The sequence below is a fragment of the Enterococcus sp. AZ128 genome (assembly GCF_051714485.1).
GTDB lineage: Bacteria > Bacillota > Bacilli > Lactobacillales > Enterococcaceae > Enterococcus_A.
The window spans coordinates 1,775,186-1,793,725 of sequence record NZ_JBIORZ010000001.1; the positions used below are offsets into that span (position 1 = coordinate 1,775,186).

The window sequence follows — 18,540 nt, forward strand, 5'->3', positions numbered from 1 at the left end:
GCAGCTGGCTTTTTTAGGCAAAAAAAAATCTAGCAGGTCTAATGGCTAAGTGTTTTTTCTTCATTCCAGGTTTCTGGAATATTTACACCCTTTTCTAGGTCTTAAACGGTTTTGTGGTTGAATTTCGTTTAAGCCTCACCATTAAGTGGAGAAATGGTTCCTCTGTCTACATTTCTCTTCCCCGCTAGATTAGAACTACTTGGTAAGGAGACTTCAAATCCCTGCTTCCTTTCTGCCTTTTCGGCACTCACTTTGAAATGAACACTGCCTCCGTTCATTTCCGTTGTACAATTTAACAACATTAGGGACCTACCCCTTACACTTATATTTATACCACATTTCACGGTATTTTGCAAACGTTTACAATATTTCTGATCGTTCTTTTTCGTGTTATAATTTTGAAGATAGACCGAAATACTAAATACAATTATCATTTTCTCAGGAGGAACTAGAGTATGAATATCTTATATATATCGATCTCAGGAAATACAAAGGCGTTTGTTAAACGTCTAGAATCTTACGCTGAAGAACAACACGAAATTAATTCAGAGAATCCATTGATTGTAGCAAAAGAAATATCTGAGAATAGTCCCTTTGATACGGAGTCATCGGACTTCTTTACATTCGTTCCAACTTACTTGGAAGGAGGAAACGGTGTTGATAATGGGGATACAGAAATCTTAACCGAAGTTATGCGGGAATATTTAGAATATGAAAACAATTACAAAAAATGTTTAGGTGTTATCGGAAGCGGTAATAAAAATTTCAACTACCAATACTGTCTAACCGCAAAACAATATAGTGAAGCTTTTGATATCCCCTTCTTAGCAGATTATGAATTGAGAGGAACAGCAGCCGATTGCCAGCGCGTCTATCAAATTTTAAAGGATAGAGCATCAAATTAATCATTTACTAATTATTCTATTGACTTTTTCTCATGTTAGGGGCATTCTTTTAAAATAGGAAATTCTATGAGAGAGGCGTGTTAGAAGTGAGAAAAGTTGCAATTATCGGTGTAGGACATGTTGGAAGTACGACAGCTTACACTTTGATTTCAAAAAACATAGTAGATGAGTTAGTACTTTTTGATTCAAAGAAAAATATCCTAAAAGCTGAATTGAATGATCTGATGGATGGACAAATGGAGCAAAACCACCAAGTTAAATTGATTGGGCCTGATTTATCAGAACTTAAAGACACCGACGTAATTATTTTTTCTGCGGGTGATATTTCAATTTTTGAAGGAAATCCTGATCGTTTTGCGGAACTTAACTTAACTAAAACGATCGTTGAAGAATGGGCGCCCAAAATTAAGGATTCTGGTTTCGAGGGGGTTATTTTGAATATCACTAATCCCTGCGACGTGATTACACAATACCTGCAAGAGTTAACTGGTTTACCCCGTGAGCGTGTTTTAGGGACTGGGACGTCCTTAGATACTGGTCGAATGAAGCATGCAGTCAGTCAAAATCTAAATGTACATCCTTCAGCAATAGATGGATATGTGGTCGGCGAGCATGGTGAGAGCCAGTTTGTTGCATGGTCCAGTGTTCGAATAGGTGGGATACCTATAACGGATTCATTGACAGAGGAACAACTAGCAGCGTTGGATGAGACGGCTCGCGATGGCGGCTGGGTCACCTTTAGAGGCAAAGGTTATACTTCTTACGGCATCGCAATTCAAGCTGCACGGATCGTTGAGGCTATTTTAAATAATAACCATCTCGTAGTACCTGTTAGTCATTATCATCCATCTGAAGACTGTTATGTGGGCTCTCCTGCAAAGGTTTCGCAGGATGGTATCAATGAAAGTTTTATACTCAAGCTTTCAGATGCAGAACAAGAAAAATGGAGATATACGATTCAAACAATCCATTCGATGCACGCAACAATATAGAAAAGACCGGACAATTCAGTTGTCCGGTCTTTTTATGCACTTTGTACGTTCGATACAATTTTATTCCACTTAAATGCAATCAATTTCGCATTTGGTGTTCGGTAGTCAAAAACTTGTTCATTCTCTAATGGTTCAAAATAGTTTTTGATCGCGCGTATCACTGAATTATGACAAACTAATAAATACGTATGCTCTTCATCCTGTTTTAGCTCTTCTAACAAGGGAACGATTCGAGCATAAACATCCATCAACGATTCGCCATTAGGATAACGTACTGCAAATTGCGTTCGTATTTTTAGATACTCTTTCTGTTCATCACTCGTCCCGTCGTAGTCTCCATAGTCCAATTCGATCAGGCGATTATCTACACTCATCGGCAACTGATTTTTTTCAGCTACAACTCTGGCTGTTTCTCTAGCCCTTTCTAATGGTGAATGAATGATTCTGGTTATAGGTTTTTCAAGATCAGCAACTTCATCCGACAATAATGCTGCTTGTCCATATCCTACACTTGATAAAACGATGTCGCTTCTCCCCGATATAATCCCACGTTTATTCCATTCCGTCTCCCCATGTCTAGCTACGTAAAGCAAATAAAACAATCCTCTCTATCATGAAAATTGGAAACTTCAATACTTGATTCCCAACCTAATCTCTTTAAATAAAACTGGTAATAGCCAGTTTCCTTATCACTTTATCATTAGAATGAGAGGACGTCCACTTTTTACAGAAAATATTTTTATTTTTCATTTCGTAAACTCTGGATATGATTAAGTGATTAGTAATATAGCATCTATCTTCATTTGAATACAAAAGTATGAACCACTTTGTCGATGTTTTGCTTTAACTGACTAAAAATTTATCTCCGTCTAAATTGAAGTATTTTAAAACACTCATCCTATCTTTATTTTTTTCTGCTGCGATAATTTCACGCTGTAAAATACTAGTATGAAAATGCAACCTATTCACTATTATTCTAAATCAGGTCATAAAAAAGTTACTGCAATGTTTTAGCAACATCATAGTAACTACTAAATAAAAAAGACTATCCATAAAATGAATAGTCTCAATTGCGTGGCGACGTCCTAATCTCACAAGGGGCAACCCCTCACTACAATCGGCGCTAAGAAGCTTAACTTCTGTGTTCGACATGGGAACAGGTGTATCCTTCCCGCTATCGCCACCACACTTGTTGTTTGAGTAAACTTCGTTCACTCAAAACTGGATCAGAAACCTTTAAACTACCTTGAATCAATTTTATTTTGGTTAAGTCCTCGATCGATTAGTATCAGTCCGCTCCGTACATCACTGCACTTCCACTCCTGACCTATCTACCTGATCTTCTCTCAGGGATCTTACTTTCTTAAAGAAATGGGAAATCTCATCTTGAGGTGGGCTTCACACTTAGATGCTTTCAGCGTTTATCCCTTCCCTACATAGCTACCCAGCGATGCCTCTGGCGAGACAACTGGTACACCAGCGGTAAGTCCATCCCGGTCCTCTCGTACTAAGGACAGATCCTCTCAAATTTCCAACGCCCGCGACGGATAGGGACCGAACTGTCTCACGACGTTCTGAACCCAGCTCGCGTGCCGCTTTAATGGGCGAACAGCCCAACCCTTGGGACCGACTACAGCCCCAGGATGCGACGAGCCGACATCGAGGTGCCAAACCTCCCCGTCGATGTGGACTCTTGGGGGAGATAAGCCTGTTATCCCCAGGGTAGCTTTTATCCGTTGAGCGATGGCCCTTCCATGCGGAACCACCGGATCACTAAGCCCGACTTTCGTCCCTGCTCGACTTGTAGGTCTCGCAGTCAAGCTCCCTTGTGCCTTTACACTCTGCGAATGATTTCCAACCATTCTGAGGGAACCTTTGGGCGCCTCCGTTACTCTTTAGGAGGCGACCGCCCCAGTCAAACTGCCCATCTGACACTGTCTCCCATCACGATTAGTGATGCGGGTTAGAGTGGTCATAACACAGGGGTAGTATCCCACCAGCGCCTCTGTCGAAACTAGCGTCCCGACTTCTACGGCTCCTACCTATCCTGTACATGTGGTACAAACACTCAATATCAAACTGCAGTAAAGCTCCATGGGGTCTTTCCGTCCTGTCGCGGGTAACCTGCATCTTCACAGGTACTAAAATTTCACCGAGTCTCTCGTTGAGACAGTGCCCAAATCGTTACGCCTTTCGTGCGGGTCGGAACTTACCCGACAAGGAATTTCGCTACCTTAGGACCGTTATAGTTACGGCCGCCGTTTACTGGGGCTTCAATTCGTACCTTCGCTTACGCTAAGCACTCCTCTTAACCTTCCAGCACCGGGCAGGCGTCAGCCCCTATACGTCATCTTTCGATTTTGCAGAGACCTGTGTTTTTGATAAACAGTCGCTTGGGCCTATTCACTGCGGCTGATCGTTAGATCAGCACCCCTTCTCCCGAAGTTACGGGGTCATTTTGCCGAGTTCCTTAACGAGAGTTCTCTCGCTCACCTTAGGATTCTCTCCTCGACTACCTGTGTCGGTTTGCGGTACGGGCCGTTGTTTTCTAACTAGAAGCTTTTCTCGGCAGTGTGACATCGGGAACTTCGGTACTTTTATTTCCCTCCCCATCACAACTTGTCCTTAGAGATGTAAGCATTTGACTCACATCAAGACTCATTGCTTGGACAGACATTTCCAATCGTCTGATTCCTTAGCCTCCTGCGTCCCTCCATTGCTCAAACAAAAACAACGGGTACAGGAATATCAACCTGTTATCCATCGCCTACGCCTTTCGGCCTCAGCTTAGGTCCCGACTAACCCTGGGCGGACGAGCCTTCCCCAGGAAACCTTAGTCATTCGGTGGACAGGATTCTCACCTGTCTTTCGCTACTCATACCGGCATTCTCACTTCTAAGCGCTCCAGCAGTCCTCACGATCTACCTTCAACGCCCTTAGAACGCTCTCCTACCAACACACCTTTAGGTGTGCTCCACAGCTTCGGTAAACTATTTAGCCCCGGTAAATTTTCGGCGCAGGGTCACTCGACTAGTGAGCTATTACGCACTCTTTAAATGGTGGCTGCTTCTAAGCCAACATCCTAGTTGTCTGTGCAACCCCACATCCTTTTCCACTTAATAGTTATTTGGGGACCTTAGCTGGTGGTCTGGGCTGTTTCCCTTTCGACTATGGATCTTATCACTCACAGTCTGACTCCCAGAGATGAATGGATGGCATTCGGAGTTTATCTGAATTCGGTAACCCGAGATGGGCCCCTAGTCCAAACAGTGCTCTACCTCCATCATTCTTACTCTGAGGCTAGCCCTAAAGCTATTTCGGAGAGAACCAGCTATCTCCAAGTTCGTTTGGAATTTCTCCGCTACCCACACCTCATCCCCGCACTTTTCAACGTACGTGGGTTCGGTCCTCCAGTGCGTTTTACCGCACCTTCAACCTGGACATGGGTAGATCACATGGTTTCGGGTCTACGACCACTTACTCATTCGCCCTATTCAGACTCGCTTTCGCTGCGGCTCCGTCTTTTCGACTTAACCTCGCAAGTAATCGTAACTCGCCGGTTCATTCTACAAAAGGCACGCTATCACCCATTAACGGGCTCTAACTTGTTGTAGGCACACGGTTTCAGGATCTATTTCACTCCCCTTCCGGGGTGCTTTTCACCTTTCCCTCACGGTACTGGTTCACTATCGGTCACTAGGGAGTATTTAGCCTTGGGAGATGGTCCTCCCGGATTCCGACGGAATTCCTCGTGTTCCGCCGTACTCAGGATCCTCCTAGGTGCCAGTCAAATTTTGTCTACGGGGCTTTTACCCTTTCTAGCAGACCTTTCCAGGTCCTTCGACTATTTCACTGGACTACCATATCGGAGTCCTACAACCCCAAGAGGCAAGCCTCTTGGTTTGGGCTTTTCCCGTTTCGCTCGCCGCTACTCAGGGAATCGATTTTTCTTTCTCTTCCTGCAGGTACTTAGATGTTTCAGTTCTCTGCGTCTACCTCTAATCAGCTATGTATTCACTGAAAAGTAACATCCTATAAAAGATGCTGGGTTTCCCCATTCGGAAATCTCCGGATCAAAGCTTACTTACAGCTCCCCGAAGCATATCGGTGTTAGTCCCGTCCTTCATCGGCTCCTAGTGCCAAGGCATCCACCGTGCGCCCTTATTCACTTAACCTTATCAACCTTTCGGTTGGGTCTTACTAACTTTCATGAGCGATCATTTCCGTTAGTAATAAAAAAATAAGCAATTGAACTTATTAAAAAACTCATTCAACGCGGTGTTCTCGGTTTGTTTAAATTTGTTTCTGTATCCAGTTTTCAATGAACGATTTGAGAGTAGACCTCTCAAAACTGAACGAATAAAGCAACCTGTGTAGTCTCCGTAATATTCCTTAGAAAGGAGGTGATCCAGCCGCACCTTCCGATACGGCTACCTTGTTACGACTTCACCCCAATCATCTATCCCACCTTAGGCGGCTGGCTCCAAAAGGTTACCTCACCGACTTCGGGTGTTACAAACTCTCGTGGTGTGACGGGCGGTGTGTACAAGGCCCGGGAACGTATTCACCGCGGCGTGCTGATCCGCGATTACTAGCGATTCCGGCTTCATGTAGGCGAGTTGCAGCCTACAATCCGAACTGAGAGAAGCTTTAAGAGATTAGCTTAGCCTCGCGACTTCGCGACTCGTTGTACTTCCCATTGTAGCACGTGTGTAGCCCAGGTCATAAGGGGCATGATGATTTGACGTCATCCCCACCTTCCTCCGGTTTGTCACCGGCAGTCTCGCTAGAGTGCCCAACTAAATGATGGCAACTAACAATAAGGGTTGCGCTCGTTGCGGGACTTAACCCAACATCTCACGACACGAGCTGACGACAACCATGCACCACCTGTCACTTTGCCCCCGAAGGGGAAGCTCTATCTCTAGAGTGGTCAAAGGATGTCAAGACCTGGTAAGGTTCTTCGCGTTGCTTCGAATTAAACCACATGCTCCACCGCTTGTGCGGGCCCCCGTCAATTCCTTTGAGTTTCAACCTTGCGGTCGTACTCCCCAGGCGGAGTGCTTAATGCGTTAGCTGCAGCACTGAAGGGCGGAAACCCTCCAACACTTAGCACTCATCGTTTACGGCGTGGACTACCAGGGTATCTAATCCTGTTTGCTCCCCACGCTTTCGAGCCTCAGCGTCAGTTACAGACCAGAGAGCCGCCTTCGCCACTGGTGTTCCTCCATATATCTACGCATTTCACCGCTACACATGGAATTCCACTCTCCTCTTCTGCACTCAAGTTTCCCAGTTTCCAATGACCCTCCCCGGTTGAGCCGGGGGCTTTCACATCAGACTTAAGAAACCGCCTGCGCTCGCTTTACGCCCAATAAATCCGGACAACGCTTGCCACCTACGTATTACCGCGGCTGCTGGCACGTAGTTAGCCGTGGCTTTCTGGTTAGATACCGTCAAGGGATGAACATTCTACTCTCATCCTTGTTCTTCTCTAACAACAGAGTTTTACGATCCGAAAACCTTCTTCACTCACGCGGCGTTGCTCGGTCAGACTTTCGTCCATTGCCGAAGATTCCCTACTGCTGCCTCCCGTAGGAGTTTGGGCCGTGTCTCAGTCCCAATGTGGCCGATCACCCTCTCAGGTCGGCTATGCATCGTTGCCTTGGTGAGCCGTTACCTCACCAACTAGCTAATGCACCGCGGGTCCATCCATCAGTGACGCAAAAGCGCCTTTCAAATAGAAACCATGCGGTTTCTATTGTTATACGGTATTAGCACCTGTTTCCAAGTGTTATCCCCTTCTGATGGGCAGGTTACCCACGTGTTACTCACCCGTTCGCCACTCCTTTTCTTTCGGTGGAGCAAGCTCCGGTGAAAGAAAAAGCGTTCGACTTGCATGTATTAGGCACGCCGCCAGCGTTCGTCCTGAGCCAGGATCAAACTCTCATAAAAAGTGTTTGAAACAGTCTTGCGACTGTTAAGCTCAATTGTAATAATTGACTTGCTAGCATATTGCTTGCTATGTTGTTTGTTTCTATTATAAAAGAAACGCCCTACACATTTGGTTTGTTTTATTCGTTCAGTTTTCAAAGGTCTACATCGTTTATCGCTTTGTTTCAGCAACTTTTATATCTTAACAGCTTGCTGAATGAAAGTCAAGATTTTTTTCAATTAATTTTGAAAATTTCTTTGAAACTCAATTGACAACTTCGAAATAATAACATTCAAAAAAATGCTTGTCAACAGTTATTATTTGTTGTCAAATCAATATGTTTCAGCAACGTTATTGATAATATCATATTGAAAAATAATGTCAAACATTTTTCATTTTTTCCAAAAAAAGATTCTATAAAAATGAAAATGAACTAGCAAAAAGCTAGTCCATCGCCACTTCTATCCCGTAATGATCACTAATTGTATGCTCATTTTCCCCATTAAAAACAATGCAATATTTTTTTATTCCAAATTTTTTTGAGGTGAAAACATAATCTATCCGAAGCTTTGCGGTATTTTTATCCCAACCATCAATGGATTCTTCAACTGTGTTTTCCCCATGTTTGTTTTCTGCAAGAGCGAAAGCATCCTGCAGTCCTAGCGAGCTTTCTAAAACTAAATCATAGCCCTCACTTTTTTTTCTTGCATCATTATTGAAATCTCCCATAATAATCAGCGCATCATCTCGTTCTAACAGCGCTTTTTCCAGCGTTCCCCATTCGTAGGCAAAAGACTTTCCATTCGTCTGCCACCAAGAAAAATGACCACTTATTACTATTAATCTCTGATTATTAACCACTGTTTCTCCTATCAAAACTCTTCTCGTGTGATAATCAATCGGATCAGACGTCGCAGATATCAATAAACTTGTCGCTTCTATCGGCGTTTTCGACAATAGCCCAACCCCTTCATGATAAATATCATACCCGATATGATTGTAGGTCCAACTCCAATAATAATAACAACCCAGCTCTTTCAATCGTTCAGTTAGACAGAATAAAAAATTATCTTTATGAATTGCTTGCTGTTTTGTTGTTGGTTGAAAATAACTGTCTACATGCGCTAAGGGACTTGCAACAAGCTGATTAACTTCTTGCAGTCCAATCAAATCATACTCTTCTTTAGCAATCCGGAGTGCCAAAACCTCAATTTGCTGTTGATCATCCTCTTCCATCCAACTATGAGTATTCAAGGTTAGTGCTTTGATTGTTCTCGCCTCACTTTAATAATCAATCGTTCCTACCGTTTCACCACGAGAAACAAGTCCTGTTTTGACATAATGGTAATTTTCAATCTTGTCACCATTTGTGAATACTACGATCATCGTTGTCATTTTTCCAGCTTTTTGAATTTTTGCTAGATCTGCTGTGGCAATTATTTTGCCAGCTTTCACCTTATCACCTTCATGAACCTTAACTTCAAAAGCTTCTCCCTTTAAATCTACTGTATCAATTCCCATATGGAGCAACACTTCTATCCCATCGATTGTTCTTAATCCAATAGCATGCTTCGTTGGAAAGACAGAAACGATTGTGCCAGCGACTGGACTAGCAATCTCACCATTTTCTGGTATAACTGCAAATCCTTCACCCATCATTTTTTGCGAAAATACATCATCTTGCACTTGATCGATGGGAATAAGTTCACCATTCGCTGGTGCTACAAAATCAGCCTGCTTACCTTGGAAATTCATCGCCGTCTTTTCTGATTCATGTGAGGGTTCTTGAAAATTAGCAACAGGTATCTCCATGCCTGAATCTAACAAATCTTGAATATCTGATTTCAAGATGTCTGCTTTTGGACCGTAAACCGCTTGCACACCGTTGTCTTTGACTAAGAGTCCCATTGCTCCGGCTTTCTTCCAATCTTCTTCTCCACTGACAACATTTTTATCCGCCACTGTTACTCGTAAACGCGTCATACATGCGTCGACATCTGTGATGTTTTGTGGGCCTCCCAATAAATTAATGATTTTCACAATTTGCGAATCCACCGATACAGTCCCATCTGCCACTGTGTTTAAAGTCTCATCAGTATCAACTTCGTAGTTCCCATTTCTTCCAGGTGTCGCATAATTGAATTTCTTGATCATGAAATTAGCAAAAAAGTAGGTAAATACGCCAAATGCAATACTGGTCAATACAAAATTAAGCAGATCATTCCCTAATCCAGCTCGTAAAGCCATCGGCACTCGAGTAAGCAGTTCAATATTTCCAAATGAATGAACCCGTAGATTGATTAAGTCAGCCATTGCAAAGGCTGCTCCTTGAATCACTGCGTAACAAGCATACAATGGTACTGCGACAAACATAAACATAAATTCCAGTGGTTCAGTTACACCGGTTAAAAATACAGCAACTGCAGCAGAAAGGAACATTGACTTATATTTTTTCTTCTTATCAGGGTCAACATTACGATACATGGCTAAAGTTAAACCCATCAAAATACCTGACGAACCAATCATTTGACCAACTTTAAAACGTGCTGGCGTCCATTGAGTCAACACATCTTTATATTGAGATAAATCTCCGCCGTTCTTCAAATTGACTAAATCAGTTGCCCAGGCCAACCACAGTGGGTCTTGACCGAACACTTGGCTGCCCGCTTGTGCGCCAGTTAAAATTTCGTAAGTACCGCCTAATTGTGTATAGTTCATCGGTATTGTCAACATATGATGCAATCCAAACGGTAAGAGCAAACGTTCCAACGTTCCATAAAGGAAGGGCGCTAATATGGGTGCTGTATCTTGAGAATTAGCGATCCATTTACCAAAATCATTTATTCCAGTTTGAATGATTGGCCATACTAGGGCCAACACTAAAGCTACGATAACCGAACGTAAGATGACTACAAAAGGTACAAAACGTTTTCCATTAAAGAAAGTCAGCACTTCTGGTAGTTTCCGGAAATTGTAATACTTATTATAGGCTGTGGCGCCGACAAACCCAGCAATGATACCGACAAATACACCCATGTTTAGAGCTGGCGCCTCAAGGACACTCGTGAAATAACCATTGACCATGATTTCTTGTCCAAACAAAGTATGAGTGACAGCACTAGGATCAGCTAACATTTCTGTAGAAATTCCAAAGATCGCACCAGTAATTCGATTAATTAAAATGAATGATAGCCCTGCAGCAAATGCCCCACCAGCTCTTTCTTTAGCCCAACTTCCACCAATCGCCAACGCAAAAAGCAGATGTAGATTACCAATGATAGCCCAACCGATATTTTCAACTACCCCACCAGTCGTTACTAGCCAACTGAGATTTTCGTTGATTAAAGGTAGCGACTTTCCGATGCTTATCATCAAACCCGCTGCTGGCATTACTGCTATTACCACCATTAAGGCCTTTCCGAATTTTTGCCAAAATTCAAAACTAAAAATCTTTTTGATTCCCTTCATTCTTGCTCCTCCTAATTTTTATAACATTGATTCTTTATAATTGGAAAATCGATCATTGTCTCAAGCACTTATTCTATCAGATTTTCTAAATAGCGCTCACATAACGCAATCGGTTTCGTTAAATTGCATTATATACTCATTCACTTGCTTTGTAAACTCTTTCAGAACAAATATTTTGATTTTTCTTATATCAAACAGACAAACCATTCTTTAATCAATTATAAATTTCACTTGACTTGCGCAACCGGTTGCGTTTATGATAGAGCTAAGAAAACATAAGGAGGACTATCATGAAAAATGCTCAACGTCTTTTTGAAATTGACCCTTGGAAAATTCGGACCACTACTTTAGATAAAGAAAATCGCCGCCTGCAAGAATCCTTAACTAGTATAGGAAACGGCTATATGGGAATGCGCGGTAATTTTGAGGAAAACTACAGTGGTGATCATCATCAAGGGACATACCTTGCAGGAATTTGGTACCCTGATAAAACTCGAGTTGGATGGTGGAAAAACGGCTATCCTGAGTATTTCGGTAAAGTCATCAATGCTCTTGATTTCATCCAAATGAGAGTATTCGTGAATAATCAAGAGATTGATTTAGCTATTACGCAATTCGAAGATTTCGATTTAGAATTGAACATGCAGAACGGTGTTCTTACGCGTTCTTTTGTTATATCTGTGAATAGTGCCAAAATTCGCTTTACTTTTGAGCGTTTTTTGAGTGTCGTAAAACAGGAACTTGCTGTGATACGTCTTACCGCTGAAAGCCTATCAGGTGATGCAGATTTGAAAATAGTCTCTAAATTGGATAGTAACGTTCACAACGAGGACAGTAATTATGAAGAGATGTTTTGGTTAGAAAAAGAGCGCGGACACCGAGATGATATTAGTTTTTTAACAACACAAACCATTCCAAATAACTTTGGAATTGAACAATTTTCGGTGACAGGCGCAATGAAACATATTAGTTCTTCCATTGGTATTCAACAAGATAATACCTTAGAGGTAGCTGAAAGTTTTACCTATGACTTAAAAGCTGGACAGTCAATTCAATTAGAAAAACGAGTCATTATTCTGACTAGCCGGGATATCCCTGAATCAGAGCACGGTGAAAAAGCCATTGCTTTACTAACAAAATATGGCGAGTCATATGAAGAACTATTAACTGAGCAAAATGAAGCTTGGGCAAATCGTTGGGCTTTAGCAGATGTATTGATCGATGGAGACGATGAAGCGCAACAAGGCATTCGTTTCAATATTTTCCAATTGTTCTCTACATATTATGGTGAAGACGAACGCTTAAACATTGGACCAAAAGGCTTCACAGGTGAAAAATATGGTGGCGCTACTTATTGGGATACGGAAGCCTACGCAGTTCCGATGTACTTAGGAATTTCTGACCCGAGTGTTACCAAAAACCTATTAAAATACCGACATAATCAGTTGCCGCAAGCGCAGCATAATGCTCGTCAACAAGGATTACAAGGTGCCCTGTATCCAATGGTGACATTTACTGGTATTGAATGTCATAACGAATGGGAAATCACCTTCGAAGAAATTCATCGGAATGGTGCTGTCGCCCATGCGATCTACAACTATACAACCTATACAGGGGATAATAGTTACATCCAAAAAGAAGGACTTGAAGTCTTAACTGAAATTGCACGTTTCTGGGCTGATCGTGTGCATTATTCAAAACGTCAGAAAAAATATATGATTCACGGCGTAACGGGACCAAATGAGTATGAGAATAATATTAACAATAACTGGTACACCAATTATTTGGCAACTTGGGTCCTTTCATATACTTTAGAAAACTATCAAAAATATCAAGATCAAACGACTGTTTCTATATCTTCCGACGAACAAGCAAAATGGCAAGATATTATCGACCATATGTATTACCCAACTGATGAAGAACTAGGCATTTTTGTTCAACATGATACCTTCTTAGATAAAGACTTAATGCCAACAGCTGATCTAGATCCGAAAGATCGCCCATTAAATCAAAATTGGTCTTGGGATAAGATCTTGCGTTCTTGTTTCATTAAACAAGCAGATGTTTTACAAGGAATTTATTTCTTTGGTGATCAGTTTACTGCCGAAGAAAAACGGAAAAATTTTGAATTTTATGAACCGATGACCGTTCACGAATCTTCCCTCTCAGCATCTGTTCATGCGATTCTAGCTGCTGAACTAGGATTAACAGAAAAATCAATGGAAATGTATCAGCGAACAGCTCGTTTGGACTTGGATAATTACAACAACGACACTGAGGATGGCCTGCACATCACTTCTATGACAGGCAGTTGGCTGGCTATCGTTCAAGGGTTCGCTCAAATGAAAACAAATATTGGTACATTAAGCTTCGCACCATTGTTGCCAAAAGAATGGGAGCAATATTCCTTCCATATTAATTACCAAGGGCGTCTACTAGCAGTTAGCGTAAATCAGAAAGAAGTTCAAATTGACTTGAAAGATGGCCCATCCTTAGCTATGATGCTTTATGGGAAGGAAGTTTCCTTAAGCGATTCATTAACGGTTCCATTGAAACAGGAGGAATCAAATGTTTAAAGGTGTTTTGTTTGATCTAGATGGAGTCATTACCGATACAGCTGAGTATCATTACTTAGCATGGAAAAAATTAGCAGATGGTCTTGGAATATCAATCGATCGGCAGTTTAACGAGAAGTTGAAAGGCGTAAGTCGCGAAGATTCTTTGCAGTTGATCCTTGAACACGGCAATCGTGAAAAAGAATTTTCTGAGGTTGAATTTAATCAATTAGCAAAATCAAAAAACGATAATTATGTTGAAATGATTCAAGCCGTTTCACCCAAAGACGTCTACCCAGGCATTTTAGAATTGCTAAAATCGTTGAAGAATGCTGGGATAAAAATATCGCTAGCATCAGCTAGTAAAAACGGACCCTTTCTATTGAAACAAATGAAACTAACCGACTATTTCGATGGCATCGCTGATCCTGCATCAGTAAGTGCTGGTAAACCAGCACCTGACATTTTTCTTTTAGCCGCGCAAATGGTTGGATTAACACCTGAAAAATGCATCGGGATTGAGGATGCTAAAGCTGGAATAACCGCTATTAAGGCTAGCGGCGCACTACCTATAGGTGTAGGAACTGTTGAACAGCTAGGCGATGATATCGCTTTAGTTGATTCAACTGCCGAACTCACTTTGGATTTTTTACAAAAACAATGGGATAAGTAATTATTATTGAGAAAGGAGAGCGAAAAAAATGGTATCTACAGTCAAGGACGTAGCTAAGAAAGCGAAAGTCTCTCCTTCTACTGTTTCCCGTGTGATCAATGACCACCCTAGTATCTCCGCCGAGACAAAACAGCGGGTTCGAAAAATTATGGATGAGATGGGCTATTTTCCAAATATCACTGCTCGAAACCTTGGGAAACAACGAGCGAATTCTTTCGGTGTGATTTTACCTCCGCTTGACTCTCGTGAGCGTTTAGGCAATCCGTTCTATTTAGAACTGCTGAATGCCGTTAACGAAACTGCTGCAGACTTCCAAATCACCACTGCTGTTGCATCAGCTAACAACATCAACACTTTGCTAGAAAATGTGATTCAAATGCATCGCCAAAAACAAGTCGACGGATTCATCTTAGCCTATTCTGAAAAAGACGATCCGATAGCAGAGTACCTTTATCAAAACCAAGTGCCCTTCACCTTGATCGGGCGTCCACCAAAAAGGGAAGCTGATATCGTTTATGTCGATAATGATAACCAGCTTCTTGGTAAGCAGGCCACCGAGCATTTGATTGATAAAGGACATAAAAATATCTTGTTCGTCTCAAATGTTAATCAAGAGGTGATTTTTTTCGAGCGCTATTTTGGATATCAGGAAGCAATGATGCTGCAAGGTTTCCCTACTCATTCGCCGTTAGCGATGTTACAGCCGGAAGATTACACTCAGTTTCCGGAAGTAATTGAAAAGACCGAGGCGACTGCGTTAGTTGTAATCGATGATATTTTCGCCTTACGTATGATCCAACTAGCAACATTGCATGGATACAAAGTACCTGATGACCTTTCAGTAATCAGCTTCAATAATTCGATCTTCGCGACCTTGGTTCATCCCTATTTGACAACGATCGATATTGACATTTCTGATCTTGGACGCTTGGGAACCCAAAAATTAATGGAACAAATTGATCAAAAACAATCGAGCGGGGTTCAATTAGTCGTACCGCATCATTTGATTCAAAGAGAAACGGTTCGCACGATTTAAATTATCATTAAATACGACCTGTCCAACTTGTGGCAGGTCGTTATTTTGTATATACTAGCCAAAAATCAGAGAGAAAGTGGTATAGATGATTCTAATTTTTGGTCTACTCTTAGTGCTTTTTCTGATCTATTGTCGTTACTCAACTTATCAATTGATCGAAAAGCATTTTCAAATTACTAAAACTGAACAACTTACTATCAAAACTGGTGCAAAAAAAGGGTTAACAATCGCTCAAATTAGCGACAGCCACTTCTCGTTATTTTATTCTCCAAAACGGTTCGATAAAATTGTTAATAAATTGAATCAAACAGAACCAGATATCGTCCTATTCACTGGTGACTTGATCGAGAATTATCACTATTGGCAAACACGAGACTGCCAAACTATCAGTCAACAACTAGCTAGAATCAAAGCTTCAAAAGGGAAATTCGCTGTTCTTGGTAACCATGATTATCGATCCAACGGGCATGAAGCTGTTAGTCAGATGTTAGCAGATGGAGGTTTTACTTTACTGAATAATCAAAGTACGCTCGTAGATCAGATAAATTTGACGGGAATCGACGATGGGCAAGAAGGTCAGCCCGATTACAACACACTTCCTATAAAAGCCAGCTTTTCTATTTTAATGGTACATGAGCCTGATCAAATCAGACACCTGCCCGAGCTTGGGCGTTTTGACTTAATTTTATCCGGCCATAGTCACGGTGGACAGATCCGCTTCCCCTTGCTGCCTTACAAAAATTTTGGTTCAAAACTCTATGATAAAGGCGTATATAATTTGACTCCCAAAACCAGTCTAGTCGTTAATACTGGCTTAGGAACGACAGGGCCTCCCTTACGCTTCAGGGTTACTCCTGAAATTTTGTATTTCCATCTATAGAAAAAAGTGTGAGAATCCTAGGAAGGAGGACTCTCACACTTTTTTTACGCATGAAGCTTTTTGCTAATATAAGGAATCATAATTGGGACTAAAGAAACAAAAACAATCAATAGCATAATCAATGAAAAATGTTCGCTGACTATTGGGATGTTTCCCAAAAAATATCCCGCTAAACTGACAAGCGTTCCCCAAACGATTGCACCAAAAATATTAAAACTTGAAAAAATCCTCCAGTTCATTTTACTTGAACCAGCAATAAATGGGATGAACGTCCGAACAAACGGCATAAAGCGACCTAAAAAAATCGTCCATTTCCCTCGTTCATTGAAAAAATTTTCCGCCTCTCGTACTTTATCTTCTTTAATAAAACGAGAAATCGGCTGATGATACAGCGCTTTTACACCTATCGTATGACCAATCCAATAATTCATCATATCACCTAAGATTGCCGCTATCACACAGATTCCAATCACATAGGGCAAGTAAAGAACATTGCCCCCTAGAGCTGTCAATGCCCCTGCCGCAAATAAAAAGGAATCCCCTGGCAGAAAGGGGAAAATGACAACCCCTGTTTCAATAAAAACAATTGCGAATAAAATCGGATAAATTCCCAAGCCATATTGATGAACCAACGACACCATGTGAGCATCGATATGCAAAATAAAATCAACTAAAGCCATATACTAAACTCCTTCTGAAAAGATTTCCTTCCTATCATACGACTTTCTAAGAAAAAGGAAAGTAAGATTCCCTGTTCTATAGAAAAAATAAATTTTAATCGGAAAATGGTATAATAATGAAAAAGAACAAAAGGAGTAATTTATGAGCGTTCTTTCTCATATGAAGAGCATGCAGAAGGAAATGTCTGCAGCCGAAAAAAAAATATATAGTTTCATTCGCGATAATAGTGAAAAAGCCTCCGGTATGACAGCTAATGAAATTGCCGAAGCCTCCGGCGCGAGTGCGCCTACCGTGGTACGCTTTTCAAAAAAAATGGGGTACAATAGTCTCACGGATCTTAAAATTGAGCTTTCTGCTGAAACGATACAAGGTCGTAATAATAGTTCTTACAGCGATGTTGATCATGACGAAACATTCCACAGTCTAAAAAACAAATTAGCGAGTAACGCACGTTATACGATTGATGAAACCACCACTTTATTTAATGAAGAGGTCTTTCTAAAAGCTTGTAAGCTGTTAGAAGAAAAGAGATTTTGCTATGTTTTAGGTATCGGCGCTTCTAACCTTGCGGCCACTGATATCGTCCAGAAATGGAGCCGTTTAGGAAAAAATATCATCAGTGAACCAGATTACAATACGATTTTACCGCAACTGATTTTACATCAAGAAGAAGCAGTCATCTGGTTAATTTCTAATTCTGGTTTGACCTCTGAATTGATTGCGCTAGCCGAAACAGCAAAAGATCTTGGAATTCCAATCATTACCTTGACTCAATTTGGTCAGAACCCCTTGTCAAAACTATCCGATGTTTCCTTGCAGACTTCAAGGCCAACCGAAGCAACGTATCGTAGCGCCGCGACAGATTCTATCTTAGCTCAGTTCATTACGATTGATTTATTATTTTATGTCTATATCAGCCGTAACAAAGAAAATGCTGAAAAAATTTACACAACACGAGCGATCGTCCAGGAATATCGAAAAAAATACTTTTAAAGAAGAGCGGAAAGAAATGACATCTTTCCGCTCTTCTTTTTACTAGCACTCTATCCAAATGATGATTCGTACGCTCGAACCTGTTATGATTTTTTCTTTTTTCCTAATTGCCGCCTTAAGCGGGAGCAAGTGTGTATCTTGCTTCGTATCAAACCAAATAGCCGTTTGCCATTTACTCTTGCCGATTTCAGCTGTGACTTTCATTCTCCCCCAGCCTTCTTCCATAGACTTAAAACTAGCTCGAATCGCTGTTGAAAGTTCTTTAGGAAGTGAAACCATTGTCCAGCCGGTCATCTCAGGCGATGAAGAATGATGATAAACTATAGCTGAAAATTCGTATTTTATTCGCTCATTATCCAACTAATTTCCTCCTCACCTTCTTAACTTTCAATAAATTGTATCACAGATAAAGCGATGAAACG

Annotated in this window: 13 protein-coding genes and 3 rRNA genes; 7 read left to right on the forward strand and 9 right to left on the reverse strand. The window is 41.3% G+C overall.

Annotated features, from left to right (window positions below; translation table 11 throughout):
• Nucleotides 1-128: 128 nt before the first annotated feature.
• Nucleotides 129-302: a hypothetical protein gene (locus IGI38_RS08730; RefSeq protein ID WP_438728890.1), complete on the reverse strand. Its 174-nt coding sequence runs from the start codon at nucleotides 300-302 to the stop codon at nucleotides 129-131.
• 153 nt (nucleotides 303-455) lie between these two features.
• On the opposite strand from IGI38_RS08730, the gene nrdI reads away from it, so the two are divergent.
• Together nrdI and IGI38_RS08740 are read left to right on the forward strand one after the other, a co-directional pair.
• Complete coding sequence (nrdI, locus tag IGI38_RS08735) at nucleotides 456-905, forward strand: class Ib ribonucleoside-diphosphate reductase assembly flavoprotein NrdI (protein WP_438728892.1); 450 nt, start codon at nucleotides 456-458, stop codon at nucleotides 903-905.
• 86 nt (nucleotides 906-991) lie between these two features.
• Complete coding sequence (locus IGI38_RS08740; protein WP_438728894.1) at nucleotides 992-1,897, forward strand: lactate/malate family dehydrogenase; 906 nt, start codon at nucleotides 992-994, stop codon at nucleotides 1,895-1,897.
• A 32-nt stretch (nucleotides 1,898-1,929) separates the two neighbouring features.
• Here the strand turns inward: IGI38_RS08740 and IGI38_RS08745 are convergent, their stop codons facing one another.
• The 6 genes from IGI38_RS08745 to IGI38_RS08770 all read right to left on the reverse strand — a co-directional run bounded on the left by IGI38_RS08745 (nucleotide 1,930) and on the right by IGI38_RS08770 (nucleotide 11,291).
• The gene (locus IGI38_RS08745) at nucleotides 1,930-2,490 is read right to left on the reverse strand and encodes a histidine phosphatase family protein (protein WP_438728896.1); all 561 of its coding nucleotides are present in this window, start codon (nucleotides 2,488-2,490) and stop codon (nucleotides 1,930-1,932) included.
• Between the two features lie 479 nt (nucleotides 2,491-2,969).
• Nucleotides 2,970-3,085: ribosomal RNA gene (gene rrf, locus IGI38_RS08750) — 5S ribosomal RNA — on the reverse strand.
• Nucleotides 3,086-3,159: 74 nt separating this feature from the next.
• A 23S ribosomal RNA gene (locus IGI38_RS08755) occupies nucleotides 3,160-6,072 on the reverse strand.
• A 221-nt stretch (nucleotides 6,073-6,293) separates the two neighbouring features.
• Nucleotides 6,294-7,852 (reverse strand): 16S ribosomal RNA (locus IGI38_RS08760).
• Together the 16S, 23S and 5S rRNA genes form the textbook arrangement of a ribosomal RNA operon.
• 424 nt (nucleotides 7,853-8,276) lie before the next feature.
• Complete coding sequence (locus IGI38_RS08765) at nucleotides 8,277-9,068, reverse strand: endonuclease/exonuclease/phosphatase family protein (RefSeq protein ID WP_438728899.1); 792 nt, start codon at nucleotides 9,066-9,068, stop codon at nucleotides 8,277-8,279.
• A 48-nt stretch (nucleotides 9,069-9,116) separates the two neighbouring features.
• Nucleotides 9,117-11,291: a PTS transporter subunit IIBC gene (locus IGI38_RS08770; protein ID WP_438730382.1), complete on the reverse strand. Its 2,175-nt coding sequence runs from the start codon at nucleotides 11,289-11,291 to the stop codon at nucleotides 9,117-9,119.
• A gap of 299 nt (nucleotides 11,292-11,590) precedes the next feature.
• On the opposite strand from IGI38_RS08770, the gene IGI38_RS08775 reads away from it, so the two are divergent.
• From IGI38_RS08775 to IGI38_RS08790, 4 genes are all read left to right on the forward strand, one after another.
• Complete coding sequence (locus IGI38_RS08775; protein WP_438728901.1) at nucleotides 11,591-13,876, forward strand: glycoside hydrolase family 65 protein; 2,286 nt, start codon at nucleotides 11,591-11,593, stop codon at nucleotides 13,874-13,876.
• A complete protein-coding gene (gene pgmB, locus IGI38_RS08780; RefSeq protein WP_438728903.1) occupies nucleotides 13,869-14,528 on the forward strand; it encodes a beta-phosphoglucomutase in 660 nt (219 codons plus the stop codon). Before IGI38_RS08775 ends, pgmB begins: the two co-directional genes overlap by 8 nt.
• A 28-nt stretch (nucleotides 14,529-14,556) precedes the next feature.
• On the forward strand, nucleotides 14,557-15,564 hold the full coding sequence (locus IGI38_RS08785; protein WP_438728905.1) for a LacI family DNA-binding transcriptional regulator: 1,008 nt from the start codon (nucleotides 14,557-14,559) through the stop codon (nucleotides 15,562-15,564).
• Between the two features lie 85 nt (nucleotides 15,565-15,649).
• Nucleotides 15,650-16,444 (forward strand): metallophosphoesterase, encoded by a 795-nt coding sequence (locus IGI38_RS08790; protein WP_438728907.1) that lies wholly within the window; start codon nucleotides 15,650-15,652, stop codon nucleotides 16,442-16,444.
• Between the two features lie 44 nt (nucleotides 16,445-16,488).
• Here IGI38_RS08790 and IGI38_RS08795 read toward each other — a convergent pair whose 3' ends face one another.
• Entirely contained in the window at nucleotides 16,489-17,124 is a 636-nt protein-coding gene (locus IGI38_RS08795) for a VTT domain-containing protein (protein ID WP_438728909.1), read from the reverse strand.
• Nucleotides 17,125-17,266: 142 nt separating this feature from the next.
• Here IGI38_RS08795 and IGI38_RS08800 point away from each other — a divergent pair, with 142 nt between their 5' ends.
• Complete coding sequence (locus IGI38_RS08800; protein ID WP_438728911.1) at nucleotides 17,267-18,118, forward strand: MurR/RpiR family transcriptional regulator; 852 nt, start codon at nucleotides 17,267-17,269, stop codon at nucleotides 18,116-18,118.
• 42 nt (nucleotides 18,119-18,160) lie between these two features.
• Here IGI38_RS08800 and IGI38_RS08805 read toward each other — a convergent pair whose 3' ends face one another.
• Entirely contained in the window at nucleotides 18,161-18,478 is a 318-nt protein-coding gene (locus IGI38_RS08805) for a DUF1905 domain-containing protein (protein ID WP_438728913.1), read from the reverse strand.
• Between the last annotated feature and the right edge of the window lie 62 nt (nucleotides 18,479-18,540).

Coding starts and splice junctions, on each gene's coding strand:
- IGI38_RS08730 (WP_438728890.1), bottom strand. CDS start 302: ATGTTGTTAAATTGTACAACGGAAATGAACGGAGGCAGTGTTCATTTC.
- nrdI (WP_438728892.1), top strand. CDS start 456: ATGAATATCTTATATATATCGATCTCAGGAAATACAAAGGCGTTTGTT.
- IGI38_RS08765 (WP_438728899.1), bottom strand. CDS start 9,068: ATGGAAGAGGATGATCAACAGCAAATTGAGGTTTTGGCACTCCGGATT.
- IGI38_RS08775 (WP_438728901.1), top strand. CDS start 11,591: ATGAAAAATGCTCAACGTCTTTTTGAAATTGACCCTTGGAAAATTCGG.
- pgmB (WP_438728903.1), top strand. CDS start 13,869: ATGTTTAAAGGTGTTTTGTTTGATCTAGATGGAGTCATTACCGATACA.
- IGI38_RS08785 (WP_438728905.1), top strand. CDS start 14,557: ATGGTATCTACAGTCAAGGACGTAGCTAAGAAAGCGAAAGTCTCTCCT.
- IGI38_RS08790 (WP_438728907.1), top strand. CDS start 15,650: ATGATTCTAATTTTTGGTCTACTCTTAGTGCTTTTTCTGATCTATTGT.
- IGI38_RS08795 (WP_438728909.1), bottom strand. CDS start 17,124: ATGGCTTTAGTTGATTTTATTTTGCATATCGATGCTCACATGGTGTCG.
- IGI38_RS08800 (WP_438728911.1), top strand. CDS start 17,267: ATGAGCGTTCTTTCTCATATGAAGAGCATGCAGAAGGAAATGTCTGCA.